A 15,740-nucleotide genomic window follows, 5' to 3' on the forward strand; every position below is an offset into this window, starting at 1 on the left:
GTTCGCGAAAGAGCCCGCCTCGGGGAGGCGGGCTCTTCGTGCGTTCCGGCGGCGGGGGCACGGTTCCGTCCCGTGGAACGGTGGGCGCCGCCGGAGGGTCAGGCGTAGGAGGGCGAGCGGTGGTCGCGGACCAGGCTCTCGACCTTGGCGCGCAGGTCGAGGAAATGCGGGGCGAGCTTCAGCGGGAGGTCCCGCTGGTCGGGGAGGGTGATCGGGAGCTCGGCGGCGACCCGGCCCGGCGACGTCGCCAGGACCACGATCCGCTGCGACAGGAAGACCGCCTCCTCCACGTCGTGGGTGACCATGACGATCGTGGTGCCGGTGTCCTGCCAGACCTTGCGGACGAAGACCTGCATGTCGTCCTTGGTCTGGCAGTCGAGCGCGCCGAACGGCTCGTCCAGGAGCAGCACCTCCGGTTCGCACGCCAGCGCGCGGGCGATCGCGACCCGCTGCCGCTGGCCGCCCGAGAGCTCCTTGGGCAGCCGCTTCTCCAGGCCGGTGAGGCCCAGCTCGGCCAGGTACCAGGCGACGCGTTCGCGCCGGTCGGCCTTGCTGATCCTGAGCGGTTCGAGGCCGAACGCCACGTTCTGCTCGACGGTCCGGAACGGGAACAGGGCGCCGGTCTGGAAGACCAGGCCGCGTTCCGGGCCGGGCCCTTCGACGGGCAGGCCGTCCAGGGTGATCGTCCCCCGGCTGGGGACGTCGAGTCCGGCGATCAGCGACAGCAGCGTCGACTTGCCGGATCCGCTCGCGCCGACGATGCAGACGAACTCGCCCGCGGACACCTCCAGGGAGATGCCGTCGAGGGCGAGTGCTCCGCCGAAGTCACGGGAGACACCCGTGATGGCCAGGCGCTTCATGGCTGCCACCTTCCGATCCGGTCGCGGAGGAGTCTCAGCAGGACGTCGATCGCCAGCCCGATCATCCCGATGACGATCAGCACGGCGAAGATCTTGTCGGACTGGAGGAACCGGCCCGCGCGGGCGATGCGGTACCCGAGCCCCGACTCGGCCGCGATCAGCTCTGCGACGACGACGAGGTTCCAGGCCACCGCGAAGTTGACGCGCAGGGCGTCCAGGATGCCGGGGAGGGCGTAGGGCACGATCACCCGGCGCAGGATCTCGTTCTGGCGGGCGCCGAGCGTCGCCGAGACCTGCCGCAGGTCGCGCGGGACGACCTTGACGACGTCGGCCGTCATCAGCGTGTTGAAGAAGACGACGCCGATGACCAGCAGCGCGATCTTCGAGCTCTCGCCGATGCCGAGCCAGATCACCAGCAGCGGGATGAACGCGCTGGCCGGCAGGTAGCGCAGGATGCCGATCACCGGTTCCAGCGCGGCGTGCGCCGACCGGTAGGCGCCCATGAGGATGCCGAGCGGGACGGAGATCAGCGTCGCGATCCCGAACCCCCACAGGATCCGGGACGAGCTGGCCCAGGCGTCGTCGGCGAGCTGCCCCGACTTGGCCATCTCCCAGCCCGCCGACCAGGTCGCGGACGGGGTGGGCAGGAACTCCGCCTGCACCCAGCCCGCTTCGCTGACCAGCAGCCAGAGCGTGAACGGCACGAGCACGGAGGCGGCCCGCAGCAGCCAGACCGCGCGCGGCGGGACCGGCGCGCCCAGGGTGAGCAGCGCCGGAAGGGGGCGGGCCGGACGCCGCCGGGGAAGCGGCGTCCGGTGCTGCCTGAGGGCGGTGGTCACTGCTTGACCGCTTCCACGAACTTCGCGTCGAACAGGCCGTCCAGGGACGGTTCGGTGTCGGCGAGCTTCGCCGACACCAGGAAGGAGGAGATCTCCTTGGCCTGGTAGTCGAGGTTGGTCGGCGCGGTGCCGGTGCCGAACGCCGAGACGTTCTCCTTCAGGTCGAAGATCGTGGTGCCGGAATCGTAGGACTTGTAGTCGGACTCCGAGACGCCCGCCCGCTTGGCCATGATCTGGATGGCCTCGGCCGGGTTCTCCTTGATCCACTTCAGCGTGTCGAACCACGTCTGGACCAGGCCCTGGACCTGCTCGGGGTGCGCCGAGACGAACGAGTTCTGCAGCACGAGGTGGTCGGGGATCGCGCCGGGGAAGTCCTTGGACGTCGCGATCGCCTTGCTGCCGGGCAGTTTGAGCGCGGTCGTGGTGAACGGCGCGAACACGCCGACGGCGTCGACCTTCTTGGCGGCGAACGCGGCGGCGGCGGCGTCGGTGGTGAGCGGCTTGAAAGTGATGTCGGTCGGGCTGAGCCCGGCCTTCTTCAGTGCGAGCAGCAGCAGGTAGTGGTCGACGGTGCCCTGCTCGGCCGAGACCGTCTTGCCCTTGAGGTCGGCGATCGAGTTGATGCCGGGGGCGGCGATGATCTGGTCGTTGCCGGTCGAATTGTCATTGACCAGAACGATGGTCTGCTTGGCCCCGCCCGACACCGAGGCGAGGGTGTCATTGAGGGTCTGGCTGTTCGCGGTGATCGCGCCGCTGGCGAGGGCCTGGAGCGAGTCGGTGTAGGAGTCGAAGTACTTCACTTCGACCTTGATGTTGTTCTTCGCGAACAGCCCCTTCTCATCCGCCACCTGCCACGGGAACCAGCCGGGCCAGGCGGAGAAGCCGAGGGTGATCGTTTCGCCGGACGCGCTGTTCTTGGCGTCGGAGCCGCAACCCGTCAGCGAGGCGGCCAGCAGCAGGGCGCCCAGTACGGCGCCCGTCCGGAGTCGGGGGAGGAATCGCATGGTTCTTCGGGCCTTCTTCCACTGAGGGGGGTCGGGGGTGAGCTGGCCGAACGCCGGACAGGGGGCCAATCCGGCGGTGAACGAATTTCTCGATCTTATCGGCTAATGGCTTGGAAGGCTCCATTACCGCCGGGCAATTCGACCGCGATAATGGACGTGGATTACGGCCGTGCACGAAATCGACCGCCGTTGTCTTTTTTCCGCCTTCTCGGAGAACACGGGGAAAAGGCACGTCGGCTAATTCCTGTCGCTTGACAGATATAGGTAGGCCGCGCGTGTTTCCTCGGCGTGTCCCGGCGGTTCCCCGTCCGTGAAAGCTGCGGGGCTAGCCGTACGTCAGGCGGTCGATGAAGCGGGCGAGGGCCGGGGTCTGGGCGTGGCGGGGGTCCCAGGCGAGGCCGATGGGGCGGTGGCGGGCCGGGAGCAGGGGGCGGTAGACGGTGCTGCCCACGCCGCCGGGCTCGGGGACGGGCAGCACGCCGACGCCGAGACCCGCGCCGATCAGGCCCCTGACCGTGGCGATCTCCTTGCTAACGAAGGCGATGACCGGCTCGAATCCGGCCTCGCGGCACATCTCGTCGAAGGTGCGGCGCAGGTCCGTGGTGGGGCCGAGGGCGATGAAGGGTTCCGCTCGCAGGTCCCTGAGGGAGAGGTCGGGCCGGGACGTCAGGGGGTGGTCGGCGGGGAGGGTGAGGAACAGCGGCTGCTCGCGGAGGGAGAACCAGCGGGCGGACGCGTCGTCCGGGGGCGGGGTGACGAGCGCGGCGTCCGTCTCGCCGTGGCTCAGCCAGGCGTAGAGCTCGCGACCGAAACCCTGGCGGAGCTCGAACCTGATCCCCGGCGTGACGGCCCGGTGGTCGCGCAGCACCTCCGGCACCAGCCATCGCCCGGTGGAGTGCAGAAAACCGAGCCGGATCAGCCCGGTGTCGGGATCCGCGAGCGCTTCGACCCGCAGCCGCGCCCGCTCCAACTCGGCGACGGCCCGCGCCGCGTGATCGCGATAGAGCGCCCCGAACCGATTGACCCGCAGCCGCCGTCCATGCCGATCGAACAGCTCGACGCCCAGCTCGTCCTCGAGTCGCGCCAGCGCCCGCGACAGCGACTACTGGTTGACCCGCTCGGCCAGCGCCGTATCCCGCATGTTCTCCGTGTCACACAGCGACAGGAACCACCGCAGCGTCTTGAGCTCCATGCAGGCATGATGCCTCATCCGCATCACCTGAAGCGAACATTGCATTTCGCGCATCAGCCCAGCTAGCGCAGAGTGTCCGCTATGGCGACGAACATCCGAGCCGCAGCATCCACACCCCACCGCCCCGCGCCCCCTCACACCGCGACCCACCACGCCACGAGCCCTCCCGGTCACCTCCCGAATCGAAGTCGCGCTCACCCAGAGGTCCCAGCGCGCCGAAGGAATCGGCGAACCGATACCGCGACACCGCCGGGAGGCTCGCGAACCGCATGCGGAACACGATCGAGTACTTGCGCACCGGAACCTGACTGAGCTTCCCCCAGCGCGACGACAGCTTGGTGTGGTTCTGTCTGAAGGGCCCGGCGATGCGCCTCGCGAGAGATGCCGCGTCGCGACTGGTGTGCTCGCGGCTTCAGCCGGTCCAGGTCATGGCGACGATGACGACACGTCGCTGATCGTCTTCTTCATGCTCAAGGATGAGGTACCAGGCCAGGCCCCGGCCATCGGCGAAGCTCATGGTCCTGGAATTGGCGGCCGCCGGATTGCTCCGGTTGTAAGGCTCACCGCCCCAGGGGGCGAGTTCCAGAGAGGCACGCAGCTCCAGGTAGCCCTCAAGGCCGTCGGTCGGCACATGGGCGAGCGCTTCGAGGACCGCGTCGGTCTCCTCGACGATGTAGGTCACTTTTCGGCGGCGAGCCGTGCCCGGATCATGTCCACCGCCGAACCGGTGGGAACCTGCTCACCACGGTCAAGGCGGGCAACGACGTCCAGTGCCGCACGATGGCGCTCGACGTCCATGGACAGCACCGCGACCCGCCACCAACGCTCGATGAACTCAAGGACCGGAGCGAGATCGAGATCTTCAGTGGCAGCGGCCATGACCCCGCGGTACTCACGGTCGAAGTCACCGCGCTCCTCAGGCAGCAGGGCAGCACGGATCGCTTTGGGGCTCTTGTCAGGCACCCGGCCCGACGGGCCCGAGGCCGATTCCGAAAGCGCAGCTGCCATAGCCCGAAGTATAGCGAGCACACCCTTCCTGCGAGCAGCGCCAACCAGACAAGCCGATGAGCACGTCAGGCGCCCCTCGACCTGCCACACCCATGCAGATGGAGGGGCCGAGCCGGCAGCCAAGGGCATCACCGCCGCCCGCCTTCAGATCACGACCCGAACCCGCTCGGCTCCACCGAACTCGCGAAACCGGACCCAGAAGGCACGACAAAAACGCCCAAGAACCAACAGAACGAACCCTGCGGTAGGCAGAGAAGGAGAGACCTTCATCGCGCTCCCCTTCCCCACCCTGGACAGCAGCGAACTCACTGCCACTCCCCAACACCCGGTGAGCCGCATCACCACCATGATCAGGCCGCTAACTTTTTCGCTAACACGGTTACCGCGGCGGCCCGCCGGGAAGAGACCCCAAAACAGACGAAGCCCCTGGCCAGAGCTACAATCCGAGGTCGCGGGAGATGATCATTTTCATGATCTCGTTGGAGCCGGCCCAAATGGATCACGGACCTTCTGCCCTACACAAAAGTCCACGAAACAGCAGGTAGGCGACCCGGATCCTGCCGACCAGTGGAGCCTCCTCCGCTGCTTTGGTCTTGCTCCGTCTAACAAATGATCTTACAAGATAGACGCATCACAAGCGACGACCGTAACAAGCTTGACGATCGGAAGCGTGAGCGCAGAGCTCCGCAAACCATGACGTTCAGTAGTTGCCACCGGCGTTCAGCGCTGCACCGGAGCCTGTTTAGCGGATGACTCTATCGTCCAAGGGCCTATAGCGTAATCCTAGGCTACAGAACACGTGCGCTACAGATGTTCAATTCTCGAACCTTTGCGACCCTACAAGCGGCTCTCTCTGATAGATCGATCTTCGGACGCGGCTTCGTGGCTGATAGACGCGACAAAGGCGTCCTCGCCTGCCTGCAGTTTGTGGCGCACGGCGTCGGCACTGCCGCTTAGGTAGGCCTTCGGATGCGATGCACTGGAATCCGCGCTCTTGTAGGCGCGGATCGCCCGTGTTTCCGAGGCCAGGAGAATGAGGACGTCCGCGATGTTTACCTCGACCGCGACTGGAAGGCCGCGCCGGGCATCGATGACGGCCGCCGCCGACTCGCTGGATCGACGACGCAACCTTTGCCCAGGAACTCAAGGCCGCCCGCAGCCAGAATCTCGCTGCGGACCCGCCCACACCACCGCCTCTCGAGCTCGGCGAAGCGATCCATCAGCAAGTCAGAGCATCGCCCCCACCAGGAGATCTCATTGCCACACGTAGGCCTCCTAACAGAAGGCGATGCTGGTCTGCTGTTGTCAAAGCCACCTGGATACATGGCCAACTTGATCATCCTCAGCCAGGGAGTCCCTGAGCGACAGCTCGAAAATTCGAACTTTAGGTCCGAAATGGGATTTCCCACCCGAGACGATCTCCTGTTTTCCCACCGTCCGCTGACGCGAACGACTAAGCTGCAGGATCTACATCATATTTAAGCATAGGAGCCAAACGTGGATTTGATTGATGAATTCATTCGCAGATACACTAAAGAGTATGATTATTATGATAGAGCTGCCAGAATCGCAGCCCAGCTCCTTGAGGAAAATCTACAATCGGCGGGAATTAGATCTATCGTTACTTTCCGGGCAAAGTCAATAGCCAGACTTAGAGAAAAATGCAGGCAACGCCACGAGGCAAACAATTATGAAACCATCGAAGACATGTTCAACGACATCGTCGATTTGGCCGGAGTGCGCGTGGCCCTATATTTTCCTGCCGAGCGAGAGCAAGTCGGTGGGTCAATTAAGAAAATATTCCACGTTCGCAAAGAAATTACATTTCCCAAGGAAGACTCAAAGAACCCCGGAAAGAAATTTACTGGATACTCTGCAACTCACTATCGAGTAACCCTCCGAGAGCAGGATCTTTCAAGCGAGATAGACAAGCGCTACTCCCAAGCTGGTATCGAGATCCAAGTCGCCTCAATCCTAATGCATGCATGGTCCGAGGTTGAGCACGACCTTATCTATAAGCCCCTCGCCGGAAATCTTTCTGAAGATGAGCACTCAATCCTCGATCAGCTCAATGGGCTAGTTCTATCTGGGGAAATTGCTCTTGAGGTACTCCAGCGAGCCGGCGAAGCCAGAGTGCAGGAAGAGAAAAGATTCACAAACCACTACGATCTAGCATCTCACTTGATCAAGACAGCACATAATCGTCTTGGCCAATCGGTTAATGAATCGGGCCTCGGCCGTGTTGACGTCCTCTTCAATCTTCTTGCACGCGAGGAAATAAATACTCCAGAGGCGCTTTCCAAGTACATGGAGAACCTTCATGGCAACTTCGAAGACCGGCCCCTGGCTGAGCAGATTATTGATTCTCTGCTGTCTGAGGATGGAAGTCGATATCGGCTATATGAAGAATTCTACCCTAAATATGATGATTCACCGGAAATTCAACAGCAGGTAGGAAATTTTATCACCAAATGGATCAGCCTCGAGAAAGCAATCCGAACCGCTTTCGATATTCGCAACATTCGACGAGCACGAAACGGGCCGATCATTTCAAGTGAAGTTCGACGTGCTGAAATATTTCCGAAGCCGTTCATGGAAGAATACGAAAGCCTTCGGCGTTTCAGAAATGAAATCGTCCACGGAGTGATTCCACTGTCGCCAATTCAGATCGAACGGTCAAGAGAGGCAATAGATGACCTATTGTCATTCCTTCAAGATCCCGAAACGGGCCAAGCAAAATGATATTCTGCCCTATTTTCACTATAGAATCTAATGTTGACGACTTACGCTATCACTATCACGGACGAGCTATGATATGCACCGCCCCTGGACGGCACAGTGAGCCTTTTTCACCACGCTGAGAGGGCAGCCTCGCGGTTTTGAAGGACGCTGATGGCTTTGGCGAGGTGGCCGGCTCGGTGGGGGCAGCAGCGGAGCCTTGCCAGGATGCTCCATGACTTGAGCTGCGCGTTTGCGCGTTCGCCGGGGCCGCGGAGCTTGGCGTGGGAGCGGTTGGCCTGCTTCTGTGCCTCGGGCTTGTTTCGGCCCTTGTAGGGCGTGAGGATGTGCGGGCCCGCGCCGGTGTATCCCTTGTCGGCCAGGACGAGCAGCCCGCAGCCGTCGAGTGCGCGGATCACGCCCCAGTTCCTGGCCGCCGTCAGGTCGTGGATCGAGCCGGGGACCGCGCCCGAGACCCAGACGATCTGGCCTTCTGGACCGGCTATGACCTGCAGGTTCACGCCGTGTTTCCGGTGCTTTCCCGAGTAGAAGAGCCGGTCGGCGGCCAGCCGGTCGATCGCGATGAGCGTGCCGTCCAGCACCAGGTGGCCAAGCCCGTCCTTCTTCGCCTTGGCCAGCGCACGCTCCAGCTTGGGCGAGCGCGCCGACAGCAGCATCACGGTCTCGTTGACGTAGCGCCACGCGGTCGTGGTTCCGACTCCGAAACCGGCCGCGAGCTGCTGATACGTCTCACCCTTCTTCAAGTAAGCGACGGTCATGAGCGCTTGGCGGCCGGGCGGCAGGGCCCGGCCCTTGCTCCGCACCTTCTGACGGTGCCGGCGCACCAGCCCGGTCACGTAATCCAGGGTCGAACGCGACAACGGCAGCGAAGAACGATAGAAAAGCATGCGGAGCCTCTGGTCGGGGACGTGTGGAGGTCAGAGACCACCCGTCCTACCAGGGGCTTCTTCACGTCCCGCGCCAGCCACACCTCCCGCGACCATGCTGTGACCAGCAGCCGCGAAAGGTTACTGGAAAAGGTTCACTGGGTGGATTCAACTGGCCAGCGCAACACCGGGTGGATTGATCTCTGGGTCTGAGAGTAGCTGTTTGAGGGCTTCGGCGGGGCTGCGCCAGTCGAGGCGTTTGCGCGGCCGGTTGTTCAGCTCTGCGGCGACGAATTCTAGGTAGTCCGGGTGGTATCCGGACAGGTCGGTGAATTTCGGAAAGTGCCGCAGAAGGCCGTTCGTGTTCTCGTTCGTCCCGCGCTGCCAGGGCGAATGCGGATCGCAGAAGTAGATGTCCATGTCGGTCGCCGCTGCGATTTGGACGTGGTTGGCCATTTCCTGCCCTTGGTCCCAGGTCAGAGTGCGGCGCAAGGTCCGCGGTAGCCGGGTCATCGTCGCCGTCATCGCTTCCTGAACGTCGAGGGCCTTGTGGGTGTGCGGCAAATGCAACAGCATGACGAATCCGGTCGCCCTCTCGACGAGCGTTCCGATGGCGGAGCCGTTCCCGGCCCCGGTGATCAGATCGCCCTCCCAGTGGCCCGGGACTGCCCGGTCTTCGACTTCGACGGGCCGATCTCTGATCGAGACGGCACCGGCATGCCGACTGCGGCGCTCATCGGCTTTGCGCCGGGGTTTGCGCAGGGCGCGACCTGTCCGCAAGCAGTGCGTCAGTTCGCGCTTCAGCGCGCCTCGTCCCTGAACGTAGAGCGACTGATAGATCGTCTCGCGAGACACGCGCATCTCCGGATCGTCGGGGAAGTCGATCAGCAGCCTCCGGCTGATCTGTTCGGGACTGTGCTTCAACAGCAACTGCCGCTCGACATGGGTACCCAGCCGGGTATTTCGACGCAGCAACGCGACCTTGGGGCGCCGAGAACGCTCGTCGGCCAGCGCCTGAGCAACGGTCGCCCGGTATCCGGTCTTCGGTCGGCGGGTCCCCCGGGCAAGCTCACGGCTGACAGTCGACGGCGATCTCCCGATCGCCCTGGCGATCGCTCGTACGCCTTCGTCCGCCGCCTGGCGACAGGCGATCTCCTCCCGCTCCGCAAACGACAACCGAGCAGAACGAGTCGAGCATTCGCACCACTGTGGAGGCATCACGCCGCCAGCCTCACGAAACCATCGCCAGCCGACCGTCTTCGACACGCCGACCGCAGCGGCAGCGACGTCGATGATCTCGCCTCTACGAATCCACGACCAGAACGAACGTTGAACCTCGACCGATATCGCCGGACGTCCCAACACAAAACCCCTCGCCATAGCGGGTGTTGCGTTGACTCCCTGAATCTAAGCCGCCCTCAAATGCGTCTATCTCGCGCTGATGAGCCTCGACCCCACCCGCACCGGACAGGCCCGCTGGGGTCGGCGCTGGAAAGCCGCCCTGGGCGCCTTCGACCTCGCCTTCGACGGCCACCTCACCCGCAACCATCACTGAGCCTTTTTCATCGTGCTTCGCGGTTGGCGAGGACGGCGATGGCTTTGACGAGGTGGCCGGCTTTGGAGGGGCTGCACCGGAGTCGGTGGAGTAGTTTCCATGACTTGAGCTGGGCGTTCGCCCGTTCGCCGGGTGCGCGCAGGCGGGCGTGGGAGCGGTTGGCCTGCTTCTGGGAGGCGGGTTTGCCGCGGCCCTTGTAGGGCGTGATCACCACGCGGGTCTCGGCGCCCTGGTAGCCCTTGTCGGCAAGGACAGTGATTCCGGTCTTGTGGAGCTCGCGCAGGATGCCCCAGATCCGTGCGGCCGTCAGGTCGTGCGTCCGGCCGGGCAGCGCGCCCGAGGTCCACAGGATCTCCCCGTCAGGGCCTGCGATGACCTGGATGTTCACGCCGTGGTGGCGGTGCTTGGCCGAGTAGTACGGGCGGTCTGCGGCGACGCGGTCGGTGCGGATGAGTGTCCCGTCCATGACCAGCAGGTGCAGCCCGTCCCGCACGGCCCGGCGCAGCACCTGTGTCAGCTTCGGCGACCGGGACGACAGCAGCGCGACGACCTCCTCGACATACCGCCAAGCCGTCGAGATCGACACCTCGAAACCAGCCCCCAACTGCGCGAACGTTTCTCCCTTGCGCAGGTGGACCAGCACCAGCAGCGCCTGCCGGCCTGGATTCAGCAGCCGCCAGGCCGAACCGATCGCCCTGCGATGCCGACGGATCAGCCCCGCGACGTAGTTCAGCGTTGAACGCGACAAATCGACGGCAGCACGATAGAACAGCACCGAAGCTCCTGGTCGAGACGGGTGTTGGTTGTGGTGATCAACCCATCTACCAGGGGCTTCTTATCGTTTGAGGCCGTTCCGGGAACCCGCGGCCATGCTGTGATCAGCCCACCCGCACCCAGGATGAAAAAGGCTCACTGAACAGCAACAACAACCTGTCCCACCATTCGCTAAACAGACCCGGCGCTGAGCGGGATGTCGGTTGATCTGGGTACCTCGACCCGCTGTCGATCGCTTGTGATCTCACTGCGGATGTGGCCAGCGGGATCAGGTGTGGGGACGCGTGATCCGGGCGGCGACTCCCAGGTGCTTGTGGAGCCTCGTAGTCAAGGTGGCCATCTCGTAGCCGACCAGGCCGATGTTGCCTCCGGCGTCTGCGAGAACCCCGAGGCATGTTCCCTCTCCTGCGGCTGCCAGGAAGTAGAGGGAGTCGTCCAGCTCGACGATGGTCTGTTTGACTTCGGTCTTGCTGAAGTGCTCGCGTACACCGCCTGCCAGGCTGTGGAGGCCCGATGAGACTGCGGCGAGCCGGTCCGCGTCACCTTGGGGGATGCCGGTTGAAGCGCTGATGAGGAGACCGTCTCGGGAAACGAGGACCGCTTGTCTGATTTCGCCGATTCGGCGGACGAGGTCGTCAAGGAGCCAGTGAAGTTCCTGGGGGTATCTGGTCTGCGTCATCTGTCCTCCTGGGGTGATGCGGTTCGGGGATCGTCCGTCCCATTGCTGCCGTTGGCCTGGCGGCCTGCCATCCAGCCGGCCTGGAGGGCCGTGAGCATCGAGCGGCTGGCTTCGGCGCGGCCGGGGTCGGACGCAGACGCCTGTGGCGCGGGTGGGATAACTGGCCTGGGTGGCGGAGGTGTACGGCGTGTTCGCCGAGGCAGCGTGCCACTCGATGCCGCTTTCTGCGATCTCGCGGGTGCAGGCTGGTCGGTCGGCGGCTCGATGGGCGCGCGTACAGGGGCTTCACGCGGAGGTACCTCGTTTCCGGCCTGAACGACGAGGGTGCCGGGGATGAGGACGACTGCGGTGATGCCTCCGTAGACCGAAGGGGTGAGGGTGACTTTGATGCCCTGGCGGGCGGCGATGCGGGCGACCACGAATATGCCGAGGCGGTTGCTTTCGGCCAAGTCGAACTCGGGTGCTTCGGCGAGCCTGCGGTTGAACGCTTTGAGGTCGTCGGCGTCCATGCCCACGCCTCGGTCGACGACTTCGATGGCGAGCCCGTTGCCGACGAGGTCGGCACGGACTTCCACCGTGGTGCTCGGTGGTGAGAAGACCGTGGCGTTCTCGATGAGTTCGGCGAGCAGGTGGGTGACGTCGGCGACGGCGTTGCCCTCGAGTGAGGCCGAGGTCGTGCCGGTGATCTCGACTCGCGCGTAGTCCTCGACCTCGCCGAGCGCCGCGCGCATGATGTCGTTCGAGGGAACGGGCGCGTCCCAGCCGCGCATGGCCGTGGCGCCGGACAGGATGACGAGGCTTTCCGCGTGGCGGCGCATCCGGGTCGTCAGGTGATCGAGCTTGAACAGGTCGTCCAGCTCCGTGGCGTCGGTGGTGCGCCGCTCCATGGCGTCGAGCATGCGCAGCTGGCGGTGGAGCAGCGATTGGCTGCGCCAGGCCAGGTTGGTGAACACGTGGTTGAGCCCGCCCCGGATGCGTGCTTCCGCGATCGCGGCGTCGATCGCGGTGCGCTGGACGATGGTGAAGGCATCGGCGACCTGGGCGACCTCGGTGATCTGCGAGGTGCCGAAGGTGGGGTGCTCGGTGGCGTCGGCCTTGTCTCCTCTTCTCAGCGCCGCGATGACGCTGGGCAGGCGTTTCTCTGCCAGGTGGCGTGCGTTGTCGCGAAGGGCCTGCAGTTCCGACGTCAGATGCCTGGCGAAGCGGATCGACATGAAGAAGGACACGAGGACGGCGAGCAGGCCGACACCGCCGACGATCGCCAGCTGGACCACGGTCGAACGCCCGGCGCTCTCCGTCTGTTCGGCCAGCTCCGCGATGGCGGCGAGCTGTGCTCTCCACCATTGCTCGGCCAGCTCGGGCACCTGAGCGCGCCAGTGGGTGATCACATCCGCGGTCACCGATCGATTCTCGCTGACCTCACCTTCCAGGGCCTCGTAAGCCGCATGTCCTGGGGAGTTGACGACCTCCTCCAGCATGCGCTGCACCGTGGTGCTCGGCCCGGCCAACGCAGCTTCGGTGGCCTGCGCACGGTCGGCGACCGCCGTGGTGAACCGGAGATGCGCCTCGGCCGGCATACGCCCACCTCGGGCCGGCAAGAGCGTGATCAGCAGGTCCTCGCGGAGAAGGTGGTCACGGGCTTCGTAGAGGGAGACCAGGGTCACCGTGATCTGGAGCACTCCCGCATCGTTATGTGACGCAAGGTCTCGGAGAGCCCTGCTGGTGCCGTCGAACAGCGCGGAGTACCGGTCGAATACCGCGATCGGCGTGATCGCTGAGGACGCTATGGAATCCCGGAGCTCCTGCAACCCGCCCAAGCGTGTCTCGAAGGTGCGCAAAGCCTCGAGTGCCGCCGGATCGAGGATGTCGCGTGCCGCGGGCAGCGTTGTCTTGCGGAACACCTCGAGCTGTTCGTCGGTCGCGGCCGCGGCTTGCTGCATGGACGCGGGTTCTTCGCCAGGGCCAATGGCGAGGGTGCGGGTCGCCGCCGCCCTTTCCTGCTGGAGTGCGACGCCGAGGATTCCGAGCGGCCGGGCGACGTCGTCGACCACCGAGGTGAAGCGGATCTCCTCGAGGGCCTGGTCAAGGCTCTGCTGTGCCGCGAAACCCCACAACGCGGCGAGAGAAATGAGGGGAAGGACCAGCAGCATGCTGATCCGCCGGCTCACGGAATGCTTGCGAACACCCCCGCGCGAGGAACGCGTCGGTCCGGGGAAGGACATGGAGGGGCCCTCCTGGGCGCCGTATGCGGCACCCGAAGATGCCGGGGGTGGGTGGCGGTGCGGCCGACCATCGAGCGGCCGCACCATGAAGGCCCGCCGACTCCAGGATCCGATCATGGACGCGAGAGACGACCATGCGATGGGATCGGCCCAGAACACGGCCTAGCGGACGGCGATCGCGATCTTTCCGACGACTCCGCCGGCTTCCAGGAGCTCGACGGCCGCTCGTCCCTCCGCAAGGGGGTAGGTCGCGGTCAGCACAGGACGCAGGCCGTCTTCGACCAATGCCTCGAGAGCCGCGGCGACCGTCGCGAGCGCACCAGGGGTCGCAAGGAAGTACGCTCCCCAGGCCGCGCCGATCGTCGAGACGTTCCGAAGAAGCAACCGGTTCGCGGCGATCGTCGGGATGGCTCCAGCGGCGAAGCCGACGACGACCAGGCGTCCGCCGACACGCAGCGATCTCAGACCTTCCTCCAGATGCGGCCCGCCGACCGGGTCGATCACGAGGTGCGCGCCGCCCGTGAGCTCGGTGACCTTTGCCGCCCAGCCGTCCTCGGCCCGCACGACGTCGCCTGCCCCTAGCGAGCGGACGAACTCCTCGACGCCCTCGCGTTTCTCGACTGCGATGACGCGCGCACCGAGAGCCGCCGCGATCTGCACCGCGGCCGATCCGATACCGCCCGCGGCGCCGAGGACGACGACGGTTTCCCCTGCCTGCAGCCCGCCACGGATGACCAGCGAGAAATAGGCGGTCTGGTGGTTGATCAAGAGACCGGTCGCCTCGGCATCGGTCAGTTGCCACGGCGTGGCGACGACAAGGCCCGGATCGACGGCGACCCGTTCGGCATAGCCGCCGACAGTGGTGAGCGCGGAGACTCGATCGCCCGGGGACCAGGCGGAGCCGACCGGCGCTCGGACCACGGTTCCGCAGACCTCGGAGCCAGGAATGAACGGCGGGTCAGCCTTCTGCTGGTACATGCCCTTCATCAGCAGGAGGTCTGGAAAGTTGACGCCTGCGACATGGACGTCGATGTGCACCAGGTCGTCTGCGGTCGGCTCCGGGGTGTCGACATAGTGAAGCCCGGCAGGGCCGACCAGTTCCTGGAGAACGAGGGCCTTCATCGCTGGGTCTCCTTCTCGCTTGGTGCTTGGGCAACGTGGCTGCGCTCAGACGACATTGATGCCGTCCAGGACTCGGGCCGCCAGAGACTCGTCGCCGCCGAGCTCGACCTTGCCGTCCTTCCACGCCGTTCGCTTCGTCCCCCACGACACGAACGACTCGGCACCGGCAGTGATCGTCGCGGCGTGTGCCCAACTGGCCCCCGCCTTGAGCAGGCCGCCCGACGTGATGTGCATCGCCGCGCCTCCCGGGCCGGTCAGCTCGAGGTTGACCGGGCCCCCGACCCACGCCATGGGCGCCTTGCGCAGCTGGTTGGCCAGCACCGCGACCATCCATGCAACGGCGACCTCAAGTTGGTCGGTGCTGGGCCTCGGCGCCGTCTGGCCCACGGCCGGCGCGATGTCGTGGTGAAGATGGGTGAACTGGTCGAAGACCGGTGCACCCGCCATGAGGTGGCCGACCGGGTACGTCCCGATCTCGCCCACCGGGACCCTGGCATGCGCCATCGGCGTCAAAGACACGGCGTTTCCGAGGGTGATGGCGCGCCTGCTCCAGGTCTCGAACTCGTCGAGTACCTTCCATGACGGCCACTCCCTGCGCTGCGCCACCGCCTTCTCGTTCCAGTCCTCGATGTCGTCCGTCGTCATCATCGCGGCCGAGCCCGGCGAGAAGATGACACGGCAGCTCCCACCGAGGTGGGCTACGACGTCCTTGACGGACCAGCCCTCCGCCTTGCTCGGCTGAAGCCACTGATCCGCGTCCAGGGCGCGGCAGTATTCGATCAGGTTGTTCCGCGTGACGTCGAGCGCCGCCTTGCGTACGGATCGCCCTGGGAACGGCTTCGGACTCATCGTGTCTCGCTTTCTTGGCACGTCTTCGAAG

Annotated in this window: 14 protein-coding genes and 2 pseudogenes; 2 read left to right on the top strand and 14 right to left on the bottom strand. The window is 65.0% G+C overall.

Translation table 11 applies throughout. The annotated features are described in order from the left end of the window. Positions 1-98 precede the first annotated feature (98 nt). The 7 genes and pseudogenes from EDD29_RS26915 to EDD29_RS26940 form a co-directional block, all read right to left on the bottom strand. Positions 99-860 carry an ABC transporter ATP-binding protein gene (locus EDD29_RS26915; protein ID WP_123667060.1) on the bottom strand — a complete coding sequence of 254 codons (762 nt, stop codon included), beginning with the start codon at positions 858-860 and terminating at the stop codon, positions 99-101. Then, the gene (locus EDD29_RS26920; RefSeq protein WP_123667061.1) at positions 857-1,699 is read right to left on the bottom strand and encodes an ABC transporter permease; all 843 of its coding nucleotides are present in this window, start codon (positions 1,697-1,699) and stop codon (positions 857-859) included. The genes EDD29_RS26915 and EDD29_RS26920 overlap by 4 nt, the downstream gene beginning before the upstream one ends. Further along, entirely contained in the window at positions 1,696-2,703 is a 1,008-nt protein-coding gene (locus EDD29_RS26925; protein WP_123667062.1) for an ABC transporter substrate-binding protein, read from the bottom strand. Before EDD29_RS26925 ends, EDD29_RS26920 begins: the two co-directional genes overlap by 4 nt. A 325-nt stretch (positions 2,704-3,028) precedes the next feature. Then, positions 3,029-3,673 carry a LysR substrate-binding domain-containing protein gene (locus EDD29_RS26930; protein ID WP_170201595.1) on the bottom strand — a complete coding sequence of 215 codons (645 nt, stop codon included), beginning with the start codon at positions 3,671-3,673 and terminating at the stop codon, positions 3,029-3,031. Between the two features lie 51 nt (positions 3,674-3,724). Further along, positions 3,725-3,802 (bottom strand): annotated as a pseudogene (locus EDD29_RS48220) (LysR family transcriptional regulator); the annotation flags it as partial. 505 nt (positions 3,803-4,307) lie between these two features. Next, entirely contained in the window at positions 4,308-4,577 is a 270-nt protein-coding gene (locus EDD29_RS26935) for a hypothetical protein (protein ID WP_123667064.1), read from the bottom strand. Next, positions 4,574-4,903, bottom strand: coding sequence for a DUF6247 family protein (locus tag EDD29_RS26940; protein WP_123667065.1), 330 nt, complete (start codon positions 4,901-4,903; stop codon positions 4,574-4,576). Before EDD29_RS26940 ends, EDD29_RS26935 begins: the two co-directional genes overlap by 4 nt. A 1,497-nt stretch (positions 4,904-6,400) precedes the next feature. Between EDD29_RS26940 and EDD29_RS26945 the strand changes: the two genes are divergently transcribed. Continuing rightward, positions 6,401-7,645, top strand: a complete 1,245-nt coding sequence (locus EDD29_RS26945; RefSeq protein ID WP_123667066.1) for a GTP pyrophosphokinase — start codon at positions 6,401-6,403, stop codon at positions 7,643-7,645. A gap of 107 nt (positions 7,646-7,752) precedes the next feature. Here the strand turns inward: EDD29_RS26945 and EDD29_RS26950 are convergent, their stop codons facing one another. Then, positions 7,753-8,529, bottom strand: coding sequence for a transposase family protein (locus tag EDD29_RS26950; RefSeq protein WP_123667067.1), 777 nt, complete (start codon positions 8,527-8,529; stop codon positions 7,753-7,755). A gap of 147 nt (positions 8,530-8,676) precedes the next feature. Further along, complete coding sequence (locus tag EDD29_RS26955) at positions 8,677-9,870, bottom strand: IS30 family transposase (protein WP_425454988.1); 1,194 nt, start codon at positions 9,868-9,870, stop codon at positions 8,677-8,679. Positions 9,871-9,919: 49 nt separating this feature from the next. Between EDD29_RS26955 and EDD29_RS48225 the strand changes: the two are divergent. Beyond that, positions 9,920-10,063: pseudogene (locus tag EDD29_RS48225) on the top strand (IS256 family transposase); the annotation flags it as partial. A 7-nt stretch (positions 10,064-10,070) separates the two neighbouring features. Here the strand turns inward: EDD29_RS48225 and EDD29_RS26965 are convergent. The 5 genes from EDD29_RS26965 to EDD29_RS26985 all read right to left on the bottom strand — a co-directional run bounded on the left by EDD29_RS26965 (position 10,071) and on the right by EDD29_RS26985 (position 15,709). Further along, on the bottom strand, positions 10,071-10,838 hold the full coding sequence (locus EDD29_RS26965) for a transposase family protein (RefSeq protein WP_123662701.1): 768 nt from the start codon (positions 10,836-10,838) through the stop codon (positions 10,071-10,073). A 267-nt stretch (positions 10,839-11,105) separates the two neighbouring features. Continuing rightward, positions 11,106-11,516 (bottom strand): roadblock/LC7 domain-containing protein, encoded by a 411-nt coding sequence (locus tag EDD29_RS26970; RefSeq protein WP_123667068.1) that lies wholly within the window; start codon positions 11,514-11,516, stop codon positions 11,106-11,108. Beyond that, the gene (locus EDD29_RS26975; protein ID WP_170201596.1) at positions 11,513-13,666 is read right to left on the bottom strand and encodes a sensor histidine kinase; all 2,154 of its coding nucleotides are present in this window, start codon (positions 13,664-13,666) and stop codon (positions 11,513-11,515) included. Before EDD29_RS26975 ends, EDD29_RS26970 begins: the two co-directional genes overlap by 4 nt. A gap of 234 nt (positions 13,667-13,900) precedes the next feature. Beyond that, the gene (locus tag EDD29_RS26980) at positions 13,901-14,860 is read right to left on the bottom strand and encodes an NADPH:quinone oxidoreductase family protein (RefSeq protein ID WP_123667070.1); all 960 of its coding nucleotides are present in this window, start codon (positions 14,858-14,860) and stop codon (positions 13,901-13,903) included. Positions 14,861-14,905: 45 nt separating this feature from the next. After that, a complete protein-coding gene (locus EDD29_RS26985; RefSeq protein ID WP_123667071.1) occupies positions 14,906-15,709 on the bottom strand; it encodes a maleylpyruvate isomerase family mycothiol-dependent enzyme in 804 nt (267 codons plus the stop codon). Between the last annotated feature and the right edge of the window lie 31 nt (positions 15,710-15,740).

Origin of the sequence: Actinocorallia herbida, assembly GCF_003751225.1 — a bacterium.
Lineage (GTDB): Bacteria > Actinomycetota > Actinomycetes > Streptosporangiales > Streptosporangiaceae > Actinocorallia > Actinocorallia herbida.

What these genes read in the sequence shown, in the direction of transcription:
- EDD29_RS26915 (WP_123667060.1), bottom strand. Translation starts at nt 860, where the DNA reads ATGAAGCGCCTGGCCATCACGGGTGTCTCCCGTGACTTCGGCGGAGCA.
- EDD29_RS26925 (WP_123667062.1), bottom strand. Translation starts at nt 2,703, where the DNA reads ATGCGATTCCTCCCCCGACTCCGGACGGGCGCCGTACTGGGCGCCCTG.
- EDD29_RS26940 (WP_123667065.1), bottom strand. Translation starts at nt 4,903, where the DNA reads ATGGCAGCTGCGCTTTCGGAATCGGCCTCGGGCCCGTCGGGCCGGGTG.
- EDD29_RS26950 (WP_123667067.1), bottom strand. Translation starts at nt 8,529, where the DNA reads ATGCTTTTCTATCGTTCTTCGCTGCCGTTGTCGCGTTCGACCCTGGAT.
- EDD29_RS26970 (WP_123667068.1), bottom strand. Translation starts at nt 11,516, where the DNA reads ATGACGCAGACCAGATACCCCCAGGAACTTCACTGGCTCCTTGACGAC.
- EDD29_RS26975 (WP_170201596.1), bottom strand. Translation starts at nt 13,666, where the DNA reads ATGCTGCTGGTCCTTCCCCTCATTTCTCTCGCCGCGTTGTGGGGTTTC.
- EDD29_RS26980 (WP_123667070.1), bottom strand. Translation starts at nt 14,860, where the DNA reads ATGAAGGCCCTCGTTCTCCAGGAACTGGTCGGCCCTGCCGGGCTTCAC.
- EDD29_RS26985 (WP_123667071.1), bottom strand. Translation starts at nt 15,709, where the DNA reads ATGAGTCCGAAGCCGTTCCCAGGGCGATCCGTACGCAAGGCGGCGCTC.